The 20641-nt window shown below is 73.6% G+C and carries 21 protein-coding genes; 14 read left to right on the top strand and 7 right to left on the bottom strand.

Translation table 11 applies throughout. The features are described from left to right. Positions 1 to 73 precede the first annotated feature (73 nt). The 3 genes from B1H19_RS11375 to B1H19_RS11365 are packed head-to-tail and all read left to right on the top strand — an operon-like array spanning position 74 to position 4528. The gene (locus B1H19_RS11375; protein WP_083104503.1) at positions 74 to 478 is read left to right on the top strand and encodes a hypothetical protein; all 405 of its coding nucleotides are present in this window, start codon (positions 74 to 76) and stop codon (positions 476 to 478) included. 4 nt (positions 479 to 482) lie between these two features. Beyond that, positions 483 to 3137, top strand: a complete 2655-nt coding sequence (locus tag B1H19_RS11370; protein WP_083104502.1) for a caspase family protein — start codon at positions 483 to 485, stop codon at positions 3135 to 3137. After that, positions 3134 to 4528 carry an extracellular solute-binding protein gene (locus B1H19_RS11365; RefSeq protein WP_083104501.1) on the top strand — a complete coding sequence of 465 codons (1395 nt, stop codon included), beginning with the start codon at positions 3134 to 3136 and terminating at the stop codon, positions 4526 to 4528. The genes B1H19_RS11370 and B1H19_RS11365 overlap by 4 nt, the downstream gene beginning before the upstream one ends. A gap of 37 nt (positions 4529 to 4565) precedes the next feature. Here the strand turns inward: B1H19_RS11365 and B1H19_RS11360 are convergent, their stop codons facing one another. Beyond that, entirely contained in the window at positions 4566 to 4802 is a 237-nt protein-coding gene (locus tag B1H19_RS11360; protein ID WP_083104500.1) for a hypothetical protein, read from the bottom strand. Between the two features lie 52 nt (positions 4803 to 4854). Next, complete coding sequence (locus B1H19_RS11355) at positions 4855 to 6114, bottom strand: inorganic phosphate transporter (RefSeq protein WP_083104499.1); 1260 nt, start codon at positions 6112 to 6114, stop codon at positions 4855 to 4857. A 413-nt stretch (positions 6115 to 6527) separates the two neighbouring features. On the opposite strand from B1H19_RS11355, the gene B1H19_RS11350 reads away from it, so the two are divergent. The 6 genes from B1H19_RS11350 to B1H19_RS11325 all read left to right on the top strand — a co-directional run bounded on the left by B1H19_RS11350 (position 6528) and on the right by B1H19_RS11325 (position 13475). Next, positions 6528 to 7184 carry a class II aldolase/adducin family protein gene (locus tag B1H19_RS11350; protein ID WP_083104498.1) on the top strand — a complete coding sequence of 219 codons (657 nt, stop codon included), beginning with the start codon at positions 6528 to 6530 and terminating at the stop codon, positions 7182 to 7184. A gap of 63 nt (positions 7185 to 7247) precedes the next feature. Continuing rightward, positions 7248 to 8375: an alpha/beta hydrolase gene (locus B1H19_RS11345; protein WP_083104497.1), complete on the top strand. Its 1128-nt coding sequence runs from the start codon at positions 7248 to 7250 to the stop codon at positions 8373 to 8375. Between the two features lie 183 nt (positions 8376 to 8558). Continuing rightward, the gene (locus tag B1H19_RS11340; protein ID WP_083104496.1) at positions 8559 to 10064 is read left to right on the top strand and encodes a hypothetical protein; all 1506 of its coding nucleotides are present in this window, start codon (positions 8559 to 8561) and stop codon (positions 10062 to 10064) included. 330 nt (positions 10065 to 10394) lie between these two features. Then, the gene (gene abc-f, locus B1H19_RS11335; RefSeq protein WP_030064408.1) at positions 10395 to 11993 is read left to right on the top strand and encodes a ribosomal protection-like ABC-F family protein; all 1599 of its coding nucleotides are present in this window, start codon (positions 10395 to 10397) and stop codon (positions 11991 to 11993) included. A gap of 364 nt (positions 11994 to 12357) precedes the next feature. Next, a complete protein-coding gene (locus tag B1H19_RS11330) occupies positions 12358 to 12579 on the top strand; it encodes a helix-turn-helix domain-containing protein (protein ID WP_203237133.1) in 222 nt (73 codons plus the stop codon). Between the two features lie 116 nt (positions 12580 to 12695). Beyond that, on the top strand, positions 12696 to 13475 hold the full coding sequence (locus B1H19_RS11325; RefSeq protein WP_083104495.1) for an enoyl-CoA hydratase/isomerase family protein: 780 nt from the start codon (positions 12696 to 12698) through the stop codon (positions 13473 to 13475). 48 nt (positions 13476 to 13523) lie between these two features. Here B1H19_RS11325 and B1H19_RS11320 read toward each other — a convergent pair whose 3' ends face one another. Beyond that, on the bottom strand, positions 13524 to 14252 hold the full coding sequence (locus tag B1H19_RS11320; protein WP_083104494.1) for a hypothetical protein: 729 nt from the start codon (positions 14250 to 14252) through the stop codon (positions 13524 to 13526). Positions 14253 to 14430: 178 nt separating this feature from the next. Here B1H19_RS11320 and B1H19_RS11315 point away from each other — a divergent pair, with 178 nt between their 5' ends. From B1H19_RS11315 to amaP, 5 genes are all read left to right on the top strand, one after another. Beyond that, complete coding sequence (locus B1H19_RS11315; protein ID WP_083104493.1) at positions 14431 to 14889, top strand: Asp23/Gls24 family envelope stress response protein; 459 nt, start codon at positions 14431 to 14433, stop codon at positions 14887 to 14889. 70 nt (positions 14890 to 14959) lie between these two features. Next, positions 14960 to 15157: a hypothetical protein gene (locus tag B1H19_RS11310; RefSeq protein WP_083104492.1), complete on the top strand. Its 198-nt coding sequence runs from the start codon at positions 14960 to 14962 to the stop codon at positions 15155 to 15157. Between the two features lie 6 nt (positions 15158 to 15163). After that, positions 15164 to 15556, top strand: a complete 393-nt coding sequence (locus B1H19_RS11305) for an Asp23/Gls24 family envelope stress response protein (RefSeq protein ID WP_083104491.1) — start codon at positions 15164 to 15166, stop codon at positions 15554 to 15556. Continuing rightward, on the top strand, positions 15553 to 16224 hold the full coding sequence (locus tag B1H19_RS11300) for a DUF6286 domain-containing protein (RefSeq protein ID WP_083104490.1): 672 nt from the start codon (positions 15553 to 15555) through the stop codon (positions 16222 to 16224). Before B1H19_RS11305 ends, B1H19_RS11300 begins: the two co-directional genes overlap by 4 nt. Positions 16225 to 16231: 7 nt before the next feature. Next, on the top strand, positions 16232 to 16840 hold the full coding sequence (gene amaP, locus B1H19_RS11295; protein ID WP_083104489.1) for an alkaline shock response membrane anchor protein AmaP: 609 nt from the start codon (positions 16232 to 16234) through the stop codon (positions 16838 to 16840). 7 nt (positions 16841 to 16847) lie between these two features. Here amaP and B1H19_RS11290 read toward each other — a convergent pair whose 3' ends face one another. From B1H19_RS11290 to B1H19_RS11275, 4 genes are all read right to left on the bottom strand, one after another. Continuing rightward, complete coding sequence (locus B1H19_RS11290) at positions 16848 to 17603, bottom strand: SDR family oxidoreductase (RefSeq protein WP_083104488.1); 756 nt, start codon at positions 17601 to 17603, stop codon at positions 16848 to 16850. 5 nt (positions 17604 to 17608) lie between these two features. After that, positions 17609 to 19396 carry a glycoside hydrolase family 15 protein gene (locus B1H19_RS11285; protein WP_083104487.1) on the bottom strand — a complete coding sequence of 596 codons (1788 nt, stop codon included), beginning with the start codon at positions 19394 to 19396 and terminating at the stop codon, positions 17609 to 17611. 29 nt (positions 19397 to 19425) lie between these two features. Continuing rightward, a complete protein-coding gene (locus B1H19_RS11280) occupies positions 19426 to 20274 on the bottom strand; it encodes an SURF1 family cytochrome oxidase biogenesis protein (RefSeq protein WP_083104486.1) in 849 nt (282 codons plus the stop codon). A 102-nt stretch (positions 20275 to 20376) separates the two neighbouring features. Next, positions 20377 to 20610 carry a hypothetical protein gene (locus B1H19_RS11275; RefSeq protein WP_083104485.1) on the bottom strand — a complete coding sequence of 78 codons (234 nt, stop codon included), beginning with the start codon at positions 20608 to 20610 and terminating at the stop codon, positions 20377 to 20379. Between the last annotated feature and the right edge of the window lie 31 nt (positions 20611 to 20641).

Genomic DNA, 20641 nt, shown 5'->3' with positions numbered 1-20641 from the left:
GCCCCTGGGACTGATCCCGCGTCACTATCTGGTGCACGGTGGGCGATGAGGCCCGCCGGAAGGGGGTCGGGGGATGCCGAACAGCGCCGAACGTCAGGAGATCCGGATCAGGATCTCGGGGACGCACAATCCCGAACAGGACGCCGCGGATCTGCGCGCCTGGCTGGAGCGGGAGCCCTGGCTGACGCAGCGGCCGCACGAGTGGACGCAGCGCCCGCGGCCGGCCGGTGAGGACGACGGCGCCGGGGCGGCGGGCCCGGCCGATATGGCCCTGGGCGTCGACGATGTGATCCTCGCCGTCGTCGGCGCGGTCGCCGCGGAGGTCACCAAGGGCCTGACCATCGCCCTCCGGGAGTGGCTGCGCCGCCGCCGGGAGGAGCGCAGCCAGGGCGAGGAACCCGCCGTCGCGGTCGGCGAGGGCGACGGCCCGCTGCGCGAGCTCGGCGGCGCCGAAGGCGGCAGCACCGCCGGGGACTGAGCGGATGTCCGAATACGACGCACGGGGCAAGGTCAACCGGGCGCTGCTGATCTGTGTCAGCGACTACCAGCATCTGCGCCCGCTGCCCGCGGTGAAGGACAACGCCGAGGAACTGGAACGGGTCCTGGTCGATCCGGCAACCGACCTGTTCACCAAGGGCGAGGTCCGTATCTGCCGTCCGCAGGAGCCCTGGGAGGTGGAGCAGGCGCTGGACGCGGTCACCGCCGAGGCGCGCGGACTGCTGCTGGTGCACTTCTCCGGGCACGGCCGGGTCGGCTCGGACGGCGGCAACCTCCAGCTGATGGTCGGCGCCTCCAAGGCGCGGCACAAGACCGTCTCCTGGCAGGACCTGGTGCTGCGCTACCTGGACAACGCACGCGCCGACCGGATCGTGATCATCCTGGAGTGCTGCTACTCCGGCAACGCCGGGGAGGCGTTCCACTCCTCCCGCAAACCCATGTCGCTGCTGATGGCCGCGCAGCCCAACCGCCGCGTCTTCAGCGGCGACGAACCGGTCGGCGGCAGCGTCTTCACCCGCGCCGTGGTGCGCATCCTCGGCCGCGGTATCCCGGGCCGGCGCTGTGTCACCTTCGAGGACCTGGTCCGTACGCTGCGCGACGAACTGGCCGACGAACGCACCCCGATGGGCGACGTATGGGAGCCCCGCTCCGCGCAGCAGAACACCACCGACGACGTCGTCCTCTCCTTCGCCACCTCCGAGCCCCGGCCCCGGACCCCGCTGCGGATCCGCTTACGCCGCTGGCTCAACCCCTTTCTGCGGCACTGGGTCCGGCTGCTGCTCATCCTGGCGATCGTCCTCGTACCGGCCACCGGCGGCATCGTCCTGCTGAGCCTCCCCGGCGAGCCGCCGGCCTGCCGCCCCGCCCTCGAACTGCGGCTGCTGACCGCCCCCGAGGCCGAACCCGCCCTGCGCCAGGCGGCCTTCGCCTACGAGATGTCCGCCGCCAACACCCGCCCCCTCGCCGGCGAGGGCGACTACGCCGACGGCTGCCGGCGCGCCCAGATCACCGTCTACTCCGCCGCCAAGGACCAGATCGACCAGGGCTTCGCCGCCGCCGCCCGCTGGCAGGGCGAGGCCCAGGGCAGCGGCGGCGGCGCAGCCGGCGACAAGGGCACCGACCCCCTCTACCGGCCCGGCCCGCAGCCCGACCTGTGGATCCCCGAGTCGAGCGCCGACTACGACGAGGCCCGCCGCGCCCTGCCCGCCACCGGATCCCCGGCGGCCCTGCGCAACACGGGCCCCGTCGCCTACACCCCGCTGGTCGTCGGCATCCCGACGACCAAGCGGCTGGACGACGTCGAACCGGACGCCGCCACCTGGCGGGAGCTGCTCACCGGCACCGACGCCGACCACCGCAATCTCAAACTGCTGCGCCCCAGCCCCGTCCTGTCCGGCACCGGCCTGCTGCACACCATCGGCCTCTATCTCGCCCACGACGGCGCCGCCCTCGGCTCCGCGGGCACCGGCCCCGACCCCGCCGTCGCCGACGACGCCGAGAGTCGGCTCTCGGCCCCCGGCAGCCAGTACGCCGGCAGCACCGAGCTGCTGTGCTCGCTGCGCCCCGACGCGGGCGCCGACGCCGGTGCCGCGGCCGGCTCCGGGGCCGCCGCGCGGTCCGCTCCGCTGGTCTCCGAGAAATCCCTCGCCGACTTCAACCTCGGCCACGCCACGGGGAGTTGCCCGGCCGGCTCCGGACCGCTCCCGCTGCGCGACCGCTACGCCGCCTACTACCCCAAGAACGTCCCGGCCCTCGACCACCCGCTGATCCGCGTCGCCTGGCGCGGCGCCGCCGACGCCACCGCCCGCCGGGCCGCCGTCGACCGCTTCGGCGAGTGGCTGCGCGACCCGGACGGCGGGCAGCGCATCCTCGTCGCGCAGGGCTACCGCGGGGTTCCCGGCAAGGACGGCGCGATGCCGCAGCCGGCGAAGGGCTCACCGCTGCTCGACAGCCGCACCGAGACCGATCCGCAGGCCCCCGTCGTCCCCTTCACCGCGGACCCGGACCAGGTGGCCGAGGTGCTGGACGGCTACGCCAAGGCCCAGAAGTCCAGCCAGTTGCTGATCCTGATGGACACCTCCACCTCCATGGCCGACGGCGGCAAACTGCCCGTCGCCGCCGCGGCGGTCGGCCGCGCGCTGGAGATGGTCGGCGCCCACCACACGTACGGGCTGTGGACCTTTCCCGACCCCGCCCACCCCGACGACCCCGATGCGGTGCGCAGGGCGGTCCCGCTCGGCACCGCCGATCCGGCCCCCGGCCGGGCCGCGCTGGCGCGGATCGCGGGCGGCGAACTGGTCGACCACGGCGCCGCGATGGAGGAGGCCCTGACCGCCGCCGTCCGCACCATGAAGCAGGCCAAGGGCACCAACAACGCCATCGTGCTGATCCTCGACCAGGACGACGGCCAGCCCCGGCGCGCCGCGGGCGTCGAGAAGACGCTCACCGAGCTGCTGAAGGACGGTCCCGACGTGCCGGTGCTGACGCTGTCGATGGGCCGCTCCGGCTGCGACACCTTTGCGCTCCAAGGGCTGGCCGGCGCCTCGAAGGGCCGCTGTGTGACCGGGAGCCCCGGGGCGCCCGATCAACTCGCCGGTTTCATCGCCTCGATCGGCACCGCGGCAAAGGGGGACAAGTGACGCTCTCGCGCACTCTGACGCGTATCGCGCTGGCCGCTCTGACCCTGGCCGCGGCGAGCGGCTGCACATCGGGCCCCGGGCCGCTCCCCGAGAAGGGGCCGATCGTGCTGGCCACCGGCAGCGACCTCAGCAGCTCCGGCGTCCGCCAGGACCTCATCCGCGCCTTCGAGCGGCGCAGCGGCCGCACCGTACGCATCGTCACCCTCCCCGACACCGCCGACGGCCAGCGCAGCCAGCTGCTGGCGGCCGGTCAGTCCGGCAACGGCGGCTACGACGTCCTGAACATCGATGTCGCCTGGACCGCGGAGTTCGCCGAGGCGGGCGTGATCCAGCCCTGGGGCACGAGCCTGGACGGCGACTTCCTCGGCTCCGTCGTCAAGACGGCCGCGTACGACGGCAAGGTCTGGGGCGTCCCCTTCAACACCGACGCCGGGCTGCTCTACTACCGCAAGGACGTCCTCAAGAAGTACGGCCATGACGAACCGCCCGCCAGCTGGGGGGATCTGACCACCATGGCCGAGCAGGTCGCGGCGGACTACAACCGCGACGCCGCCCGGACGCCGAAGGGGAAGAAGCAGCCACCCCGGATGTACGGCATGGTCGCCCAGCTGCGGCCGTACGAAGGGCTGACCGTCAACACCCTGGAGGCCGCCTGGGACGCGGGCGGCGATCCGGACGCCACCAGCTTCACCAAGGGCGCGCAGGTCGGCTCGCTCCAGCAGGGCGTCGGCGACCTCAAGCTCCGGCTCGATGCGCTCATGCCGCACGAGGTCACGACGATGGACGAGACCGAGAGCCGCCGCTGGTTCGCCGACGGCCGGGCGCTGTTCATGCGCAACTGGCCCGTCGAGTACGCCTCGGTCGCCGAGAAGCTCACCCCCGGCGTCCAGTTCGACGTCGCCCAGTTGCCGGCCCGCTCCTCCGACGGCAAACGGATGTCCGTCCTGGGCGGGCAGAACCTCGCCCTCTCCGCGCACACCACCCGGCCCGAGGGCGCCCGCGCGCTGATCGAGGCGCTGACCGGCCGCGGCAGCGAGCGCTGCCTGCTGGAACGGGGCTTCGCCGCGACCCGCGACTCGGCCTACCGGGAGGGGGCGGGCGCCCCCTCGTGCCCGCTGCCGCCCGGGGACGCCCAGCGCGGTGAGCGGGGCGCCGGCTCGCCGCCGGTGCCGCGGCCGGGGCAGGTGCCGTCGTACACCCGGACGCTGTACGCCGCGCTGCGGGCGGCCCAGCCGCGCCCGCGCAGCGCCCACTACCAGACGTTCAGCAAGGTCGTGCAGATCCGGGTCTCGGAGTTCCTCGGCAGCCCCGGCGGCACGGCCATCGCCGACGAACTGGCCAAGGAAGCGGACGAGGCGCTCAGCGGCCGGGGGGATCCCCGCGGCCACTGAGCGCCTCTGCGGTGCCGTGCTGCTCAGGCGGTGTCGCTCAGGCGGCGACGATCAGGTAGATGCCGTACGCCACGGCCGCCGCGCACAGGGCGAAGGCGGCCACCGCACCGGTCCGCGCACCCGTACCGGGGGCGGCGGCCGCGGCCGCCTCGCCCTCGGCGGCCGGCCGGCGCGACGTCCCGACGATGCCGACGGTGAACAGGCCCACGATCCCGACCGTCACCGCGAGGGTGACGCCGAAGACCTGGCCGAGAGCTGCCCAGTCGATGCTCATGTGTTCCGTGTTCCTTATGGGAGGAGGACCTGCGGGTCGGTCTGCGCGACGGCTAGCGGGTGGTGGCCGTCGCGGCCTTCGTACGGGGAGCGGGGGTGCCAGGCGCCTCGGCGGCGTCCGCCGCGGTGGCCTGCGCGGTCAGCGAACCCGCCGGGGGAGGGGAGACGGTCTTCAGCGCGGCGGTCACCACGCCCACCGGCTCCGCGGCCGGACCGTCGTTGACGTTGCTGTGGTCGATGGGCTTGCGCCGGGAGGCGGCCCAGATCGCACCGCACACCCCGAGGCCGAGGATGGCGACCGCCGCCACGCCCCAGGAGCCCTGTTTGGTCAGGAACGCGGCGCCCGCCGCGACGGCACCGGCCGCCGGCAGCGTCAGCCCCCAGGCCAGCACCATCCGCCCGGCCGTGGACCAGCGCACCACACCGCCCTTGCGGCCCAGGCCCGAGCCCATGACGGAGCCGGAGCAGACCTGGGTGGTGGAGAGCGCGAAGCCGAGATGGGAAGAGGCCAGGATGGTGGCCGCGGCGCCGGTCTGGGCGGCGAAGCCCTGCGGCGGCTGGATGTCGGTGATGCCCTTGCCCATGGTGCGGATGATCCGCCAGCCGCCCAGGTACGTGCCCAGGGCGATGGCCAGACCGGCCGAGGCGATGACCCACAGCGGCGGGTCGGCGTGCGGGGCGACGGCCCCGCCGGTGATCAGCGCGAGCGTGATCACACCCATGGTCTTCTGCGCGTCGTTGGTGCCGTGGGCGAGCGAGACCAGGGCGGCCGAGGCGATCTGCCCGGCGCGGTAGCCCTTGGCGGTGTCCGCCTCGTCGCGGCCGCGGGTGAGCCGGTAGGTGAGCCGGGTCGCGGCCATCGCCGCCAGGCCGGCGACGAAGGGCGCGGCCACCGCGGGAATGAGGACCTTCATCACCACGGCGTCGCCGTGCACCCCGCCGGTGCCCACCGACACCACCGTGGCGCCGATCAGACCGCCGAAGAGGGCGTGGGACGAACTGGAGGGCAGGCCCGCCAGCCAGGTCACCAGGTTCCAGACGATCGCGCCGACCAGGCCGGCGAAGATCACTTCTGGTCTGATGCCTGCGCTCTCATCGATGATCCCGCCGGAGATGGTCTTGGCCACCTCCACGGACAGAAACGCACCGACGAGGTTGAGCACTGCCGACATCGCCACCGCGGTCTTGGGTCGCAATGCCCCGGTGGAGATGGTGGTGGCCATTGCATTGGCCGTGTCGTGGAAGCCGTTCGTAAAGTCGAACACCAAGGCCGTGACGATCACGATCCCGATGAGAAGCGTGATGTGTTCCATTCACCCAGGCAATCAGTTCGAAGGTCAGTGTCGCTCGGACCGTAGGGACGGTGGGTGAACGGAAGATGAACGACGAGGGGCCCAGCAGTGACACCACCGCATGATTCACGCGGAGGTACCTCAGAAGTCACTTCCATCACACCCGTTGGCAAACTTCCTGCGCTGCGCATCGAGCAGTTGGGGCCGCTCGGAGCCGCTCGGGTGCCGCATCCCTACACCTGATGCCCGAAGGTAGCGGCCGCCCAACCCAAGACGGTCGATCCTCGGCCATTCGCCATGAAATACGCGGTAATCCTCATATGGGGGATACCGGACAACGTGGCCCTGCCGTACCGTGCCCCCGCCTGCCCGTACGGTGGCGCGCACCGCAATCCGCCCGTCCGCACGCTGCCGCCACCGCACCGGAGGACACCATGCACGACCACTCCGACCGCATCGCCGAGTCCTGGGCCGAACTGGTCGACACCGCCCGCCGCACCGTCGCCGACGGCCTGGTCGTCGGTACGTCCGGCAATGTCTCCTGCCGGATCAAGGACCTGATCCTGGTCACCCCCACCGGCGTCCCCTACGACCGGCTCGGACCCGGCGACCTCACCGCCGTCGACCTGGAAGGCCGCCAGATCATCGGCTCCCTGCGCCCCACCAGCGAACTCCCGATGCATCTGGCGGTCTACCGCGACACCTCCGCCACCGCCGTCGTGCACACCCATGCCCCCTATGCCACCGCCGTCTCCACCCTCGTCACCGAACTCCCGCCCGTCCACTACATGGCCGGCGCCCTCGGCGGCCCGGTCCGCGTCGCCCGCTACGCCCTCTACGGCACCGACGAACTCGCCGGAAACACGCGCGAGGCGCTGCGCGACCGCACCGCCTGCCTGCTCCAGAACCACGGCACGATCGCCTACGGAGACGGCCTCGGCCAGGCCCTGGACCGCACCGCCCAGCTGGAGTGGATGTGCCGGGTATGGCTGGCCGCGAGCTCCCTGCCGGGGCATACGCCCAGCCTGCTGTCGCCCGCCCAGCTGGACGAGGCCCGCGCCAAACTCGACGGCTACGGCCAGCGCGACTGACCCCGTCACCCGCCCGCGCCCGTCCCGCTGGCCGCCCCCGGCACCCCTTTGCACACTGGAAGGGTGCGCCGGGGTACCGCGGCGGCCGTGGCCGCCACGACCGTGATCGGAGCCGGGGTGGCCGCCGTGGCGATCGGCCGGTACGCCGGCGATATTGCCCTGAAACCGCCCCCCAACCGCCCCCTGCCGGGCGACTCCCGTCTCATCGTGCACTCCTTCACCGACGACCTGGTCACGCTGACCCGCGGTTTCGCGTCCCTGCGCCCCGGTGTCTACGGCCTGACCGGCGCCGGCTGCCACGCCGTGATCGGCCCGGTCGTCCACGGCTCCCCGCACGCCCCCGACACCGTCGTCCGCCGGCTGACCCGGGTCACCCACGGCACGCTGCGGCCCGGAGCACGGATGCGGCTGACCCCGCAGGTGCACATCGGCAACCCCCGCGACGCCCTCGGCATCGAATGCGCCGATGTCGACGTCCCCGGCGAACTGGGGCCGCTGCCCGCGTGGTTCCTCCCCGGCGTCCGCGACACCTGGGTGATCACCGTGCACGGCCTGGGCACCACCCGCGAACACCCCATGGTCGTCATGCCCTTCCTGCGCCGCCACCGCCTCCCGGTCCTCGACATCGCCTACCGCAACGACCTGGGCGCGCCCGCCACCGCCGACGGCATCAACCACCTCGGCGACGCCGAATGGCGCGACCTGGACGCCGCCATCCGCTATGCGGTCCGCTACGGCGCCCGCGACGTCGTCCTCTACGGCTGGTCCACCGGCGCCACCATGGCGCTGCGCACCGCCACCCACTCCGCGCTGCGCGACCGCATCAGCGGCCTGATCCTGGACTCCCCGGTCCTCGACCGGCACGCCACCGTCCGCGCACTGGCCACCGCCCGGGGGGTCCCGCGCGCCCTGCTGCCCCTGGTGGTGCGCGCCGCCGAGGGCATCACGGGACTGCCCGTCCACCGCCCCGCCGACGCGGTCGACCCGGCCACCCTGACCGTCCCCACGCTCCTCTTCCACGGCCCCGGCGACACCCTCGCCCCCTGGGACGTCTCCCGCTCCTTCGCCGCCCGCCGCCCGGACCTGATCACCCTTCACCGCGTCCCGCGTGCCCCGCACGCCGCGATGTGGAACGCCGACCCCACCCGGTACGAAGAGGCCCTGCGCCGCTTCCTCACCCCCCTGATGTGAACCCGCCCGCGGCCCCGCCCCCGCCTCCGGCCCCGCCCCCGCCTCCGCCGCGCCGGTGACCGCCGGGCATACGGGGGGACAACTCCCCACATCAGGGATGGGTCGGCGGGATGACGCGGCCGGCGAAGTCCGCACGCCCCGTTCCGATTGGGCTTTCGGGCCGTCAGCGGCAAGACTGCTCCTGTGACGTCCCGTACTCCGCGCGACTCCCGGCTCCGACTCGTCTCCGGTCAACCGATTGCGGCCGCCCGCCGGGCGGTGAGCACCCGGGCCGCCCGGCCGGCGCCCCGCCCGCCCGCGGGCACGCCCGCCCCGGCGGAACTGGCCCGCCAGGCCCGCGCCGCTCTGGCCGGCGCGGCCCGCCTCGCCCGCTGGGCCGACGGCCCGGGCGCCACCGGCGCGGGCCTGCGGGCCGGCCCCGACGGGGCGCTGCCCGACGACGCCGTGGAACGTGCCGCCGCGGACCTGGGCCTGACACCGCACCAGGTCCGCACCGACTGGGACCGCGCCCGGCTCGCCGGTCTGATCGAACTGCACGGAGGCGTCGCCCGCCCCGGCTGGCGGCTGCGCGCCTGGGACCGCGACGACTCCGCCGCGCTGCGCGGCTGGGTCGCGCTGTTCGACGCCTGGTCGCTGGCCCGCCCCGCCCCGGCCGGCGCCGGCCCGGCGATCGTCGCCGAAGTGGTCGAGGCCGTACCGCAGTTGCTGTCGCTGCTGCATCTGTCCGCCGGTCCCGTACGGCTGACCGCGCTGCTCGACATGCTCGAACAGCGTGTCGCCGAGCTGCGCACCGAACGCTGCGAGGTCCCCTACGGCCGGGATGCGGCCGACGCCGACGGCGCCGAGGGGAGCGCGAACGACTCCGCGGGGGCCTCGCTCGCCGCACTGCTGGACTGGGCGCTGGGCGCGCTGACGACGGTGGGCGCGATGGTCCCGCCGCGCGGCCCGCACAAGGCGGCCCGCAACGGCGCCCACCAGCAGCCCCACGGCCGCGACGGCTACGAGGGCGGCTCCTACGACGGCGGCCCGTACGGCAGCGACGAGGCGCAGCTGACGCCGCTGGGCCACTGGTCGGTGTGGGTCAAGCTGGAGCAGATCTGCATCGCCGCGCAGAGCCCGGCGGGCCATATCGAGCAGTCCGCGGAGGCGATGCTGCGCGGCTGCGCCCGGCTCACCCCGGGCCCGGCCCGCACCGAGTACCGCGCCTGGCTCGCGGCCCGCGCGGCCGGCGCCGCCGTCGAGGAACTGCTGGCCGTCGCCCGCGGCGAGGACGCCCTGCTGCGCGGGCTGGCCTTCGAGGCGCTGCGCGCCGTCGGCGCCCCCGCCGAACCCGCCGTCCGCACCGCGGCGGACGAGCCCGCGTTGCGTCCGTACGCCCTGCTGTGGCTGGCCGAGCACGAGGGCGGCGACCCGGAGACCGCGCCCGAGGTGCTCACCCGGGAGGAGGCGACCTGGCTGTGGGTGGACACCGCGGCGGCCGTCGCGGACCACGGCGAGACCCAACTCCTCGTCCGCCACCTCGACTCGGCGGTCCAGGGGTCCGTGCCGCGCCTCCTGGAGGAGGTACGCGCCGTCGGGCACCCGCGCACCGTCCAGGTGCTCGTCGCGCTTGCCGCGGCGCATCCGGACCCGGCGCTCGCCAAGGCCGTCCGCCGCGCCGCCTTCCAGGTGCACACCGGCGGCGCATAAGGCGCACGGACGGGGCGGCCCGTGCACACCCGCCGCCCCGCTCGTCGCCCCCGCCGTCACCGCTTGCCTCCCCGTTGCCATCCCCGTTTCCCTCCGGTCGTTCCGCCGCCCCGCGACCCCCGCCGTGAGACCTGCATCACAGTCTGGCAGCGGGGTCTGACAATGCCTCGGAAACCGCCCGTGACCTGCGGATACCGCGCGAGGGGAAAAGCGGTTGCACAACCCCGTTAGACTGCCTGTATGGCAGTTCTCCTTTGGGTTCATTAGACGGCGCTGACCGCTCCGGATTGTCCGTCCAACCCGCCGTCTTCCTGCCCTGGAGTCTTTTCCGTGATCACCGCCTCCGGCCTTGAGCTGCGCGCCGGCGCCCGAATCCTCATCGAGTCCGCCTCCTTCCGTATCGCCAAGGGCGACCGCATCGGCCTGGTCGGCCGCAACGGCGCCGGCAAGACCACGCTCACCAAGGTGCTGGCCGGTGAGGGCATCCCCGCCGCCGGTACGGTCACCCGCTCCGGCGACGTCGGCTATCTGCCGCAGGACCCGCGCACCGGCGACCTGGACGTCCTCGCCCGCGACCGCATCCTCTCCGCCCGCGATCTGGACACCGTGCTGCGCAAGATGCGCGAGAACGAGGACCGGATGGCCAACGGCAAGGGCGCCACCCGCGAGAAGGCGATGAAGAAGTACGAGCGCCTGGAGACGGAGTTCCTGACCAAGGGCGGGTACGCCGCCGAGGCGGAGGCCGCGACCATCGCCGCCAGCCTGGGCCTGCCCGACCGCATCCTCGGCCAGCCCCTCCACACCCTCTCCGGCGGTCAGCGCCGCCGTGTCGAGCTGGCCCGGATCCTCTTCTCGGACTCCGACACCCTGCTCCTGGACGAGCCCACCAACCACCTCGACGCCGACTCCATCGTCTGGCTGCGCGACTACCTCAAGACCTACCGCGGCGGCTTCATCGTCATCTCGCACGACGTCGACCTGGTGGAGACCGTCGTCAACAAGGTCTTCTATCTGGACGCCAACCGGTCGCAGATCGACGTCTACAACATGGGCTGGAAGCTCTACCAGCAGCAGCGCGAGGCCGACGAGAAGCGCCGCAAGCGCGAGCGCGCGAACGCCGAGAAGAAGGCCGCCGCGCTCAACTCCCAGGCCGACAAGATGCGGGCCAAGGCCACCAAGACCGTCGCCGCGCAGAACATGGCCAAGCGCGCCGACAAGCTGCTGGCCGGTCTGGAGGCGGTGCGCGCCTCCGACAAGGTCGCCAAGCTCCGCTTCCCGGACCCGGCGCCGTGCGGAAAGACCCCGCTCACCGCCGAGGGCCTGTCGAAGTCCTACGGCTCCCTGGAGATCTTCACCGACGTCGATCTGGCCATCGACAAGGGCTCCCGGGTCGTCATCCTGGGCCTCAACGGCGCGGGCAAGACCACCCTGCTGCGGCTGCTCGCGGGCGTCGAGACGCCGGACACCGGCGAGGTCGTCCCCGGTCACGGCCTGAAGCTGGGCTACTACGCCCAGGAGCACGAGACCCTGGACCCCGACCGTACGGTCCTGGAGAACATGCGCTCCGCCGCGCCGGACATGGACCTGGTCGCCGTCCGCAAGGTGCTGGGCTCCTTCCTCTTCTCCGGCGACGACGTCGACAAGCCCGCCGGCGTCCTCTCCGGCGGCGAGAAGACCCGTCTGGCCCTCGCGACCCTGGTGGTCTCGTCCGCCAACGTCCTCCTGCTCGACGAGCCCACCAACAACCTCGACCCCGCCAGCCGCGAGGAGATCCTCGGTGCGCTGCGCACCTTCACCGGCGCGGTGGTCCTGGTGACGCACGACGAGGGCGCGGTGGATGCGCTCCAGCCGGAGCGGATCATTTTGCTGCCCGACGGCGTCGAGGACCTGTGGGGCCAGGACTACGCGGATCTGGTCGCGCTGGCCTGACCGTCCGCAGAGGGCGGAACGGCCGTCTGGATCATGCTGTCTGGATCATTCGGCCTACGCGTGATCCGTCATCTGTGTGAGAACGGCTCATACACCGGCGAGTCTGCGGGAGAGGACCGGACCCCATCGGGTCCGGTCATCACCTTTTCGGCCGTATGGTCCTGGACGCTCCCCTGACCTGGCGCTTCTCGGGTGATCCGTGGGACGGACCCCGTGCCCCACGGGCGGAATCGATCATTCCGCGCGGGCCGGCGGGGCATCCCGTGGCAATTCCCGCCGTATATCCCTTGCGGAATGGGTGGCCAGGAAGCCGGAGAGGGGTGATCATGAGAGTCCAGAGCGCACTTCCCATGAGGAGGCACGGGTGGCCGAGACTCTGAAGAAGGGCAGCCGGGTAACCGGCGCTGCGCGCGAAAAGCTCGCGGCAGACCTGAAGAAGAAGTACGACTCCGGAGCGAGCATCCGGGCGCTGGCTGAAGAAACCGGCCGCTCCTATGGATTCGTGCACCGGATGCTCAGCGAATCCGGTGTGGTCCTGCGCGGTCGAGGAGGAGCCACCAGGGGTAAGAAGGCCGCTACGGCCTGACCTCGCGACTCCGGGCAGCAGGCGGTTCTCCCCCCGGTCGATCGAGTAGTCGACCGGGAGGTTACCGTTCAGTCACTTACGCACACAGGTGCGGTCGGCTGACTCGGAGGCGCTCGATGACTCTGCTCGACAAAGACGGTGTGCGGCTCACCGTGGACGACACGATTGCCACGGTGACCCTCGCCAACGCGGCCAAGCGCAATGCGCAGTCGCCGGCCATGTGGCGGGCGTTGGCCGAGGCGGGTTCGCTGCTGCCGGGAAACGTCCGGATCGTGATACTGCGCGGTGAGGGCAAGTCCTTCTCCGCGGGGCTCGACCGGCAGGCGTTCACGCCCGAGGGGTTCGACGGCGAGCCGTCGTTCCTGGATCTGGCGCGCGGTGCGGACAGCGAACTGGACGCCACGATTGCCGAGTATCAGGAGGCGTTCACCTGGTGGCGGCGGACCGACCTGGTGTCGATCGCCGCCGTCCAGGGCCATGCGATCGGAGCAGGCTTTCAGCTCGCCCTCGCCTGCGATCTGCGGGTCGTGGCGGAGGACGTTCAGTTCGCCATGCGCGAGACCAGCCTGGGTCTGGTGCCGGACCTGACCGGCACCCACCCCCTGGTCGGCCTCGTGGGCTACGCCCGGGCGCTGGAGATCTGCGCCACCGGGCGCTTCGTGCACGCCGCGGAGGCCGAGCGGATCGGCCTGGCCAACCTCGTGGTGCCCGGCGGCGAACTCGACGGCGCGGTGGCCGATCTGGCCTCCGCGCTCCTCGCCTCGCCGCGCGACGCCGTCATCGAGACCAAGGCCCTGCTGGCGGGCGCCGCGGGCCGTACGTACGAGGAACAGCGCACCGCGGAGCGGGCCGCCCAGGCGCGCCGGCTGCGCGATCTCGCCGGGCTGGGCGAGTAGTCCCGGCGGCCCGGCCGGAGACCGAGCGCCCGTCCGCCGGCCGGGCGCTCAGCCGTGCGGCCCGACGGCCGTGACGAGGACGGCGACCGTCTCCGGGGCGTGCGGTGCGCCCGCCGCCGCGGCGCGGACGGCCCGTGCGACGTCCAGGGCGTGATGACCCGGCGCCGTCGCCAGCTGGACGAGGACGTGGCCGCCGGTGAGCCGTACGGGGCGGGAGCGGCCGCCGAGGGCGGGGGCGAGGCGGGCGACGCCCGGGACGGCCCGGACGGCGGCGGCGAGCCCCGACGGGCCCTCTTCGGTGGCCCCGGTGCGGCCGTCCGGCGCGGCATCGTCCTCGGGGGGCGGAGGCGGTGCGGAGGGCGCCGCTGCCGGGGGCCCGCCCGCCGTCAGCAGCTCCGTGACCCGGAGGTCCACCGGGCCCACCACCAGGCCCAGCAACCGGTCCGACGCCGCCAGGAGGGCCGCGCGCAGCGCATCGGCGAGATCCGGCAGCGGCGGGCCGACGGGGGCGGCGAAATCGGCCGTCACGCGCAGCGGGCCCGGTGGCAGGGCGCTCGGCGGCGGGGGTACGGCCGGGGCGGGGGCGGCGCCGGGGTCCGCGACGGTGAGCCGCAGGGAGCCCAGGCGCAGCCCGGCCGGTGCGCCGACGGCCGCGCGCAGCGCCCCGGCCGCCGCGCGCTCGGTGATCCATGAGCCGTCCGCAGGGCCGCCCAGCGGCAGCACCCGGCCGATGCCGAGCTGCCGGCGTACGGCCGGCGCCAACGGGTTCGCGGTCACCAGCCTCACCTCTTCTCCGACGGTGCCTCCAGCCTGCCGCAGCCCGCCCCGTATGGCAGGGCGGTGCCGCCCGGGAGGCCGGATGGAGCACCCCCTTGCCGTATAACGGGGCATGTCGGGCATACCGGTCCTAGGGTGGGAGGCGTCCCCCGATCCCCTCCGAAAGGGATGCACGGTGATGACGGAAGGTCAGCAGACGCCGGTCAGCGCGACGTCGCCGCTCAGGCGGGGCGGCGGCGAACCCGGATCCCGTGGGCGTACCACCATCGCCGACGGCGTCGTGGAGAAGATCGCCGGACTGGCCGCCCGCGATGTCGTGGGGGTGCACGCCATGGGCAGCGGCCTGGCGCGGACCCTGGGGGCCGTACGCGAGCGGGTACCGGGCGGCGGCCGGGCGGCGGTGACGCGCGGGGTGAAGGCCGAGGTGGGGGAGGTGCAGACGGCGCTGGACCTGGAGATCGTCGTGGACTACGGCGTCTCCATCGCCGAGGTGGCGCGGGTCGTCCGGGAGAACGTCATCGCCGCCGTGGAGCGCATGACGAGCCTGGAGGTCGTCGAGGTCAACATCGCGGTCAGCGACGTCAAGCTGCCCGACGAGGAGGACGAGGAGGAGCGCGCGGAACCGCGCATCCAGTGACCGCGGCATCCAGTGACCGCAGCATTCAGTGACCGCATTCCGGGCCCCAGTGGCAGCGAAGGAGCGCACGATGAGCATGGCCGGGGCCGGCCTTCTGGCCGGCATGGCGCTGGGCTTTGCCGGGTACTTCGGCGGGTTCGGGGCGTTCGTCCTGGTGGCGGCCCTGGGCGCCGTCGGGTACGTGGCCGGCAGATTCCTGGACGGGGATCTGGACGTCGGCGACTTCTTCCGTCCCCGGGCCCGCGACCGCCACAGCCGGCGGCGGTGAGGCCGGGTGGCGACGGTGTCCCCCGCCGCCGCTGCCCCTGCCGTACCGGCGGGGGAGCGCGGCGCGACCACGATCGCGGACCGGGTGGTGGCCAAGATCGCCGCCCAGGCTGCGCGCGAGGCGCTGCGCGCGGCCGCCCCCGCCGGCCCCACCGACGCCCATGCGACGGTCACCGTACGGCGGCGCGCCACCCGGCGCACCTTCGGCGAGGCCCGGGTGCGGGTCGCCGTCGAGCTGGGCTACCCCTGTGACATCGGTGCGCACTGCGGCGCGGTGCGTCGCCAAGTCACCGAACGGGTAGGGGCGTTGGCGAGCATGGAAGTGCCGGAGGTCGCGGTGGAGGTGGAGCGTCTGCACTCGCCGCTGCTGGAGAGCGGGAAGCCGGGGAGGGTGCGATGAGCGACGACGAGGCGCGGGGCGCGGACACCGCACGGCTGCCCACGCTCGAAAAGGCGCCGGGCGGCGGCGACGGCCTGGAGCAGTCCGGCTCCGCGGCGGACTACGCGCCCACCGGCGAGGACGACCACTCCGGGAAGCGCCCGTGGTCCGTGCGGCGGGTACCGGCCGCGCTGGTCGCCCTGGTGCTGCTCGGCGCGCTGGGGCTGCTGCTGTACGACGTGGCCGCGGTCCGCGCCGGCCGCCCCGCGATGGCCTGGCGCATCTGGCTCGCCCACCAGCTGGCCACCCGCCACCTGGACAGCCCCTGGGTCCTGGCCGCCGCCGCGGTCGCCGTGGTGCTCGGCGGCTGGCTGCTCGTGCTGGCCCTCACCCCGGGCCTGCGCGAGCTGCTGCCGATGCGCCGCACCGCCCCCGGGGTGCGGGCCTGTCTGGACCGGTCGGCCGCCGCCCTGGTGCTGCGCGACCGTGCCATGGAGGTCGCCGGGGTGCAGTCCGTACGGATGACCGTCGGCCGCCGCAAGGCCAGGGCGCGGGCGTTTGCGCACTTCCGCGAGCTGGACGAGGTCCGCGGCGATCTCGACCGGGCGCTCGGTGACGGCCTCGCCCAGCTCGGGCTGGCCCACGGGCTGCATCTGACCGTCGAAGTCCGGCGCCCGAAGAAGGGGTGAGCGCGCGATGCGCACGGTACGCAGAGGCACGAACCGGGTGCTGCTCGGCCTGATCGGCGCGGTGCTGCTGGCGACCGGGGGCGCGGTCCTGGTGGCCGGGCTGGACCTGCCCGCCCGATGGCACTTCCGGCTGCCCGGCGGCTGGCCCTGGACCGGTCCCGGCCAGGTGCTGCTGTCCGAGCAGAACCGCACCCGGTGGACGGACCGCGGCTGGTGGTGGCCCGCCGTCATCGCCGCCCTGGCGGTGCTGGTGCTGCTGGCGCTGTGGTGGCTGGTGACCCAGCTCCGCCGGCGCCGACTCGGCGAGATCCTCGTCGACAGCGGCGACGGCGAGGGCGCCGTGCTGCGCGGCCGGGCGCTGGAAGCCGTGCTGACGGCCGAGACGGAGGCGCTGGAGGGCGTGGACGGGGCCGGGGCGCTGCTGACCGGCCGCCGCCGCACCCAGCCGCGCGTCATCGCCGTCCTGGCGCTCGCCCCGCACGCCGATCCCGGCACCGTCGTACGGCGCTTCGCGCATGAGGCGGTGACCCATGCCCGCGTCTCGGCGGGCCTGGACGAGCTGCCGGCGGAGGTCCGGCTGCGGGGCGTACGGCACCGGGCGGAACGGGTCGGCTGACCGGGGCTCAGAACCCCCGCCGCGCCCCGCCGTCCACCGGGACCATCACCCCGGTGACGTACGACGCCGCCGGGGAGAGCAGGAACGCCGCGGTGCGGCCGAACTCCTGGGGGGTGCCGTAGCGGCCCAGGGGGATGGCGGCGGTGTTGCGGGCGCGGGTGCCCTCGGGGTCGCCGGAGAGGGCGTCGAGCTGGGTCATGCGGTCGGTGGCGATCCGGCCCGGCAGGACGCCCAGGACGCGGATACCGCGCGGGCCCAGCTCGTTGGCCAGGGACTTGGCGAAACCGGCCAGCCCGGGGCGCAGCCCGTTGGAGAGGGTCAGGCCGCCGATGGGCTCGTAGACGGAGCCGGACAGGACGAAGCCGATGACGCCGCCCTCGTCGAGTGCGGCGGCGGCCGCGCGGGCCAGGCGCACCGCGCCGAGGAAGACCGCTTCGAAGGCGGCGTGCCACTGTTCGTCGGTGTTGTCGGCGGCGGTACCGGGGGCCGGGCCGCCGACGCTGATCAGGATGCCGTCCAGCCGCCCGAAGCGCTCGCGGGCGGCGGCCACCAGGCGGGCGGCGGCTTCGGGATCGGCGTTGTCGGCCGCGACGCCCAGCGCCCGCTCGCCCAGGGTGGCGGCGGCCGCGAGGGCGCTGTCCTCGGTGCGGCCGCTGACGACCACCCGGGCGCCCTCGGCGACGAGTTCACGGGCGGTGGCGAAGCCGAGGCCGCGGGTGGCTCCGGTGACGATGTACGTCCGGTCGGTGAGTCCAAGGTCCATGGCCCTTAGTCTGCCCCGGCGCATCCGTGGAGCCCGAAGGCGGTCCCCACCAGGCCGAGATGGCTGAACGCCTGCGGGAAGTTGCCGAGCTGACGCCCGGCCACCGGGTCGTACTCCTCGGAGAGCAGGCCGACGTCGTTGCACAGCGCCAGCAGCCGCTCGAACAGGGCGCGTGCCTCCGCGCCGCGGCCGGTCAGCGCGAGCGCGTCGGCGAGCCAGAACGAGCAGACCACGAAGGCGCCCTCGCCTCCGGGCAGCCCGTCGATGTTGGTGCCGCCGTCGGTGCTGTAACGCTGTACCAGACCGTCGTGGGAGAGCTCCCGGCGGACCGCGTCCACGGTGCCGACGACCCGGGGGTCGTCACCGGGGAGGAAGCCCACGCGGGGGATGAGCAGAGTGGCGGCGTCCAGCGCGGCCGAGCCGTAGTACTGGGTGAAGGTGCCGCGCTCGGCGTCGTAGCCCCGCTCGCACACCTCGCGGTGGACCTCGTCGCGCATCGCCCGCCAGCGGTCGAGGTTTCCGCCGAGCTTGGGGTCGGCCTCCAGCGCCTGTACGGCGCGGTCCGCGGCGACCCAGGCCATGACCTTGGAGTGGACGAAGTGCCGGCGCGGTCCGCGGATCTCCCACAGTCCCTCGTCGGGGTCGCGCCAGGTGGACTCCAGGTAGTCCACCAGGGCGCGCTGGATGCTCCAGGCGTGCGTCTCGGTCTCCATACCGGCCTGTCGCCCGATGTGGAAGCAGTCCAGGACCTCGCCGTAGACGTCGAGCTGGCGCTGCTGGACGGCGGCGTTGCCGATCCGTACGGGGGCGGAGCCGGCGTATCCGGCCAGCCACGGCAGCTCGGCCTCCGGGAGCCGCCGTTCGCCCGCCAGGCCGTACATGATCTGGAGGTCCTCGGGGGCGCCGGCGATCGCCCGCAGCAGCCATTCCCGCCAGGAGCCGGCCTCGTCCAGATAGCCGGCCGAGATCAGGGAGTCCAGGGTGAGGCTGGCGTCGCGCAGCCAGCAGTAGCGGTAGTCCCAGTTGCGGACGCCGCCGAGCGCCTCGGGCAGCGAGGTGGTGGGGGCCGCGACGATACCGCCGGTGGGCGCGTAGGTGAGGGCCTTGAGGGTGATCAGCGAACGGATCACGGCGCCGCGGTACGGGCCGTTGTAGCGGCAGCGCGCCGACCAGGCGTACCAGTCCTCCAGGGTGGTCTCCAGCGCCTCGAAGGGGTCGATCTGGAAGGGGCGGCGCTCCTGGGAGGGGTGCCAGGTCAGGACGAAGGCGGCGCGTTCGCCCGCGGCGACGGTGAAGTCGGAGCGGGTGCTGAAGTCCTTGCCGTAGGTGCGGGAGCGCTCCGGCGTGCGCAGCCACACCGAATCGGGTCCGGCGATCGCCACCCGGCTGCCCTCGGCGGCCCGCACCCAGGGGACCACCCATCCGTAGTCGAACCGCAGCCGCAGCACCCCGCGCATGGCGACGCTGCCGCTCAGGCCCTCGACGATCCGTACGACGTCGGGCGCGCGGTCGCGGTGCGGCATGAAGTCGGTGACCCGTACGGTGCCGTCGGGGGTGTGCCAGAGGGTGTCCAGGACGAGGGAGTCGCCGCGGTAGGAGCGCTCGGCGCGGACGTCGGGGGAGGTGGGGGCCAGGCCCCAGTGGCCGTTGTCCTTGCCGCCGAGGAGGGCGGCGAAGCAGGCGCCGGAGTCGAAGCGGGGCAGGCACAGCCAGTCGATGGAGCCGTCGCGGCCGACGAGGGCGGCGGTCTGGAGATCGCCGATGAGCGCATAGTCCTCGATACGTGGGTGCACTCAGGGCGCTTTCCCGCCCGGTGTGGCCGTTAGTCGACGGTGGCGGCTGTCCGGGCTACGGGCTCCCCGGCCTCCTCGGCCCCTTCGGTCTCCGCGGGCTCTGCGGCCGCCTCGGCCTCCTTGGCCGCCGCCTCCGCGCGGTCGCGGCGCTCACGGCGTACGAGGATGACCCAGCCGACCGGAACCCCCGCCGCGAACAGCCACCACTGGACGGCGTAGGCCATATGCGGGCCGATGCTGTCGTGGTCCGGCTCGGGCACCAGCTCGGGCTTGCCGCCGGGCGGGTTCGGGCCGGTCTGCTCGATGTAGCCGCCGAGCACCGGCTGCGCCAGCCGCCCGGCCATCTGCTTGCTGTTGATCAGCATGACCTGGCGGGCCGGCAGGCCCTTGGTGTTCTTGATGCCGCTGGCCGCGGTGGTCTCATCGGCCATGAGCCGACCGGTGACGGTCACCTCGCCCTTGGGCGTCGGGGGCACGTACGGGAACTTCGTCAGATCGTTGCCCGCCGAGATCCAGCCGCGGTTGACCAGGACGTCCTTGCCGCCGGCGAGCCGGAGCGGGGTCAGGACGTAGTAGCCGATGCTCTGCTCGTCGGCCGCGGTGCGCTGGCGGACCACGACCTCGTGCGCGGCGTCGTAGGTGCCGGTGGCGGTGACCCGGCGCCACATGTCGTCGTGCGGGACCGTGTGCCCGGGGGCGGTGAGCTCGGTGACCGGGACGGGCCGGGCGGCCAGATTGCCGGCGATCAGCGCGTTCTGCGCCACCTTGTGCTCATGGCGGTGCAGCTGCCAGAAGCCCAGCTTGATCATGATGGGGATCAGCACGAGGCCCAAGAGGGTGAGGATCACCCACTGCCGGGACAACAGGAAGCGGTACACGGCATCGACCGTACCTGGCGTGCGAAGGCCCCCGGGCAGGGGGTCCTGCCGGGGGCCGGAAACCGTCGGATGGTGGGGGCGGTCGGGGACACGGGGGTGGTCTCAGACTCTGTCGACGATGCCCACCTTCCCCTCCGAGCGGGCGCAGTGCGCACCGCAGTAGAAGTGCCCGTCGGCCTCGACGCCCTGGCCGATGATCTGGCACCGGCAGTGCTCACAGATCGGCGCCATGCGGTGGATGGCGCAGGAGAAGCAGTCGAAGACGTGCACCGCGCCCTGCGCGTGCACCTCGAACGTCATGCCGTAGTCGTTTCCGCAGACCTCACAACGTGCCATGCGCCACAGGGTGCGGGTGTCCCCGCCGCCA

It is taken from the genome of Streptomyces gilvosporeus, assembly GCF_002082195.1.
Lineage (GTDB): Bacteria > Actinomycetota > Actinomycetes > Streptomycetales > Streptomycetaceae > Streptomyces > Streptomyces gilvosporeus.
The sequence above is the reverse complement of the archived record's forward strand: the minus strand, read 5'-3'. Positions and strand labels throughout refer to the sequence as shown.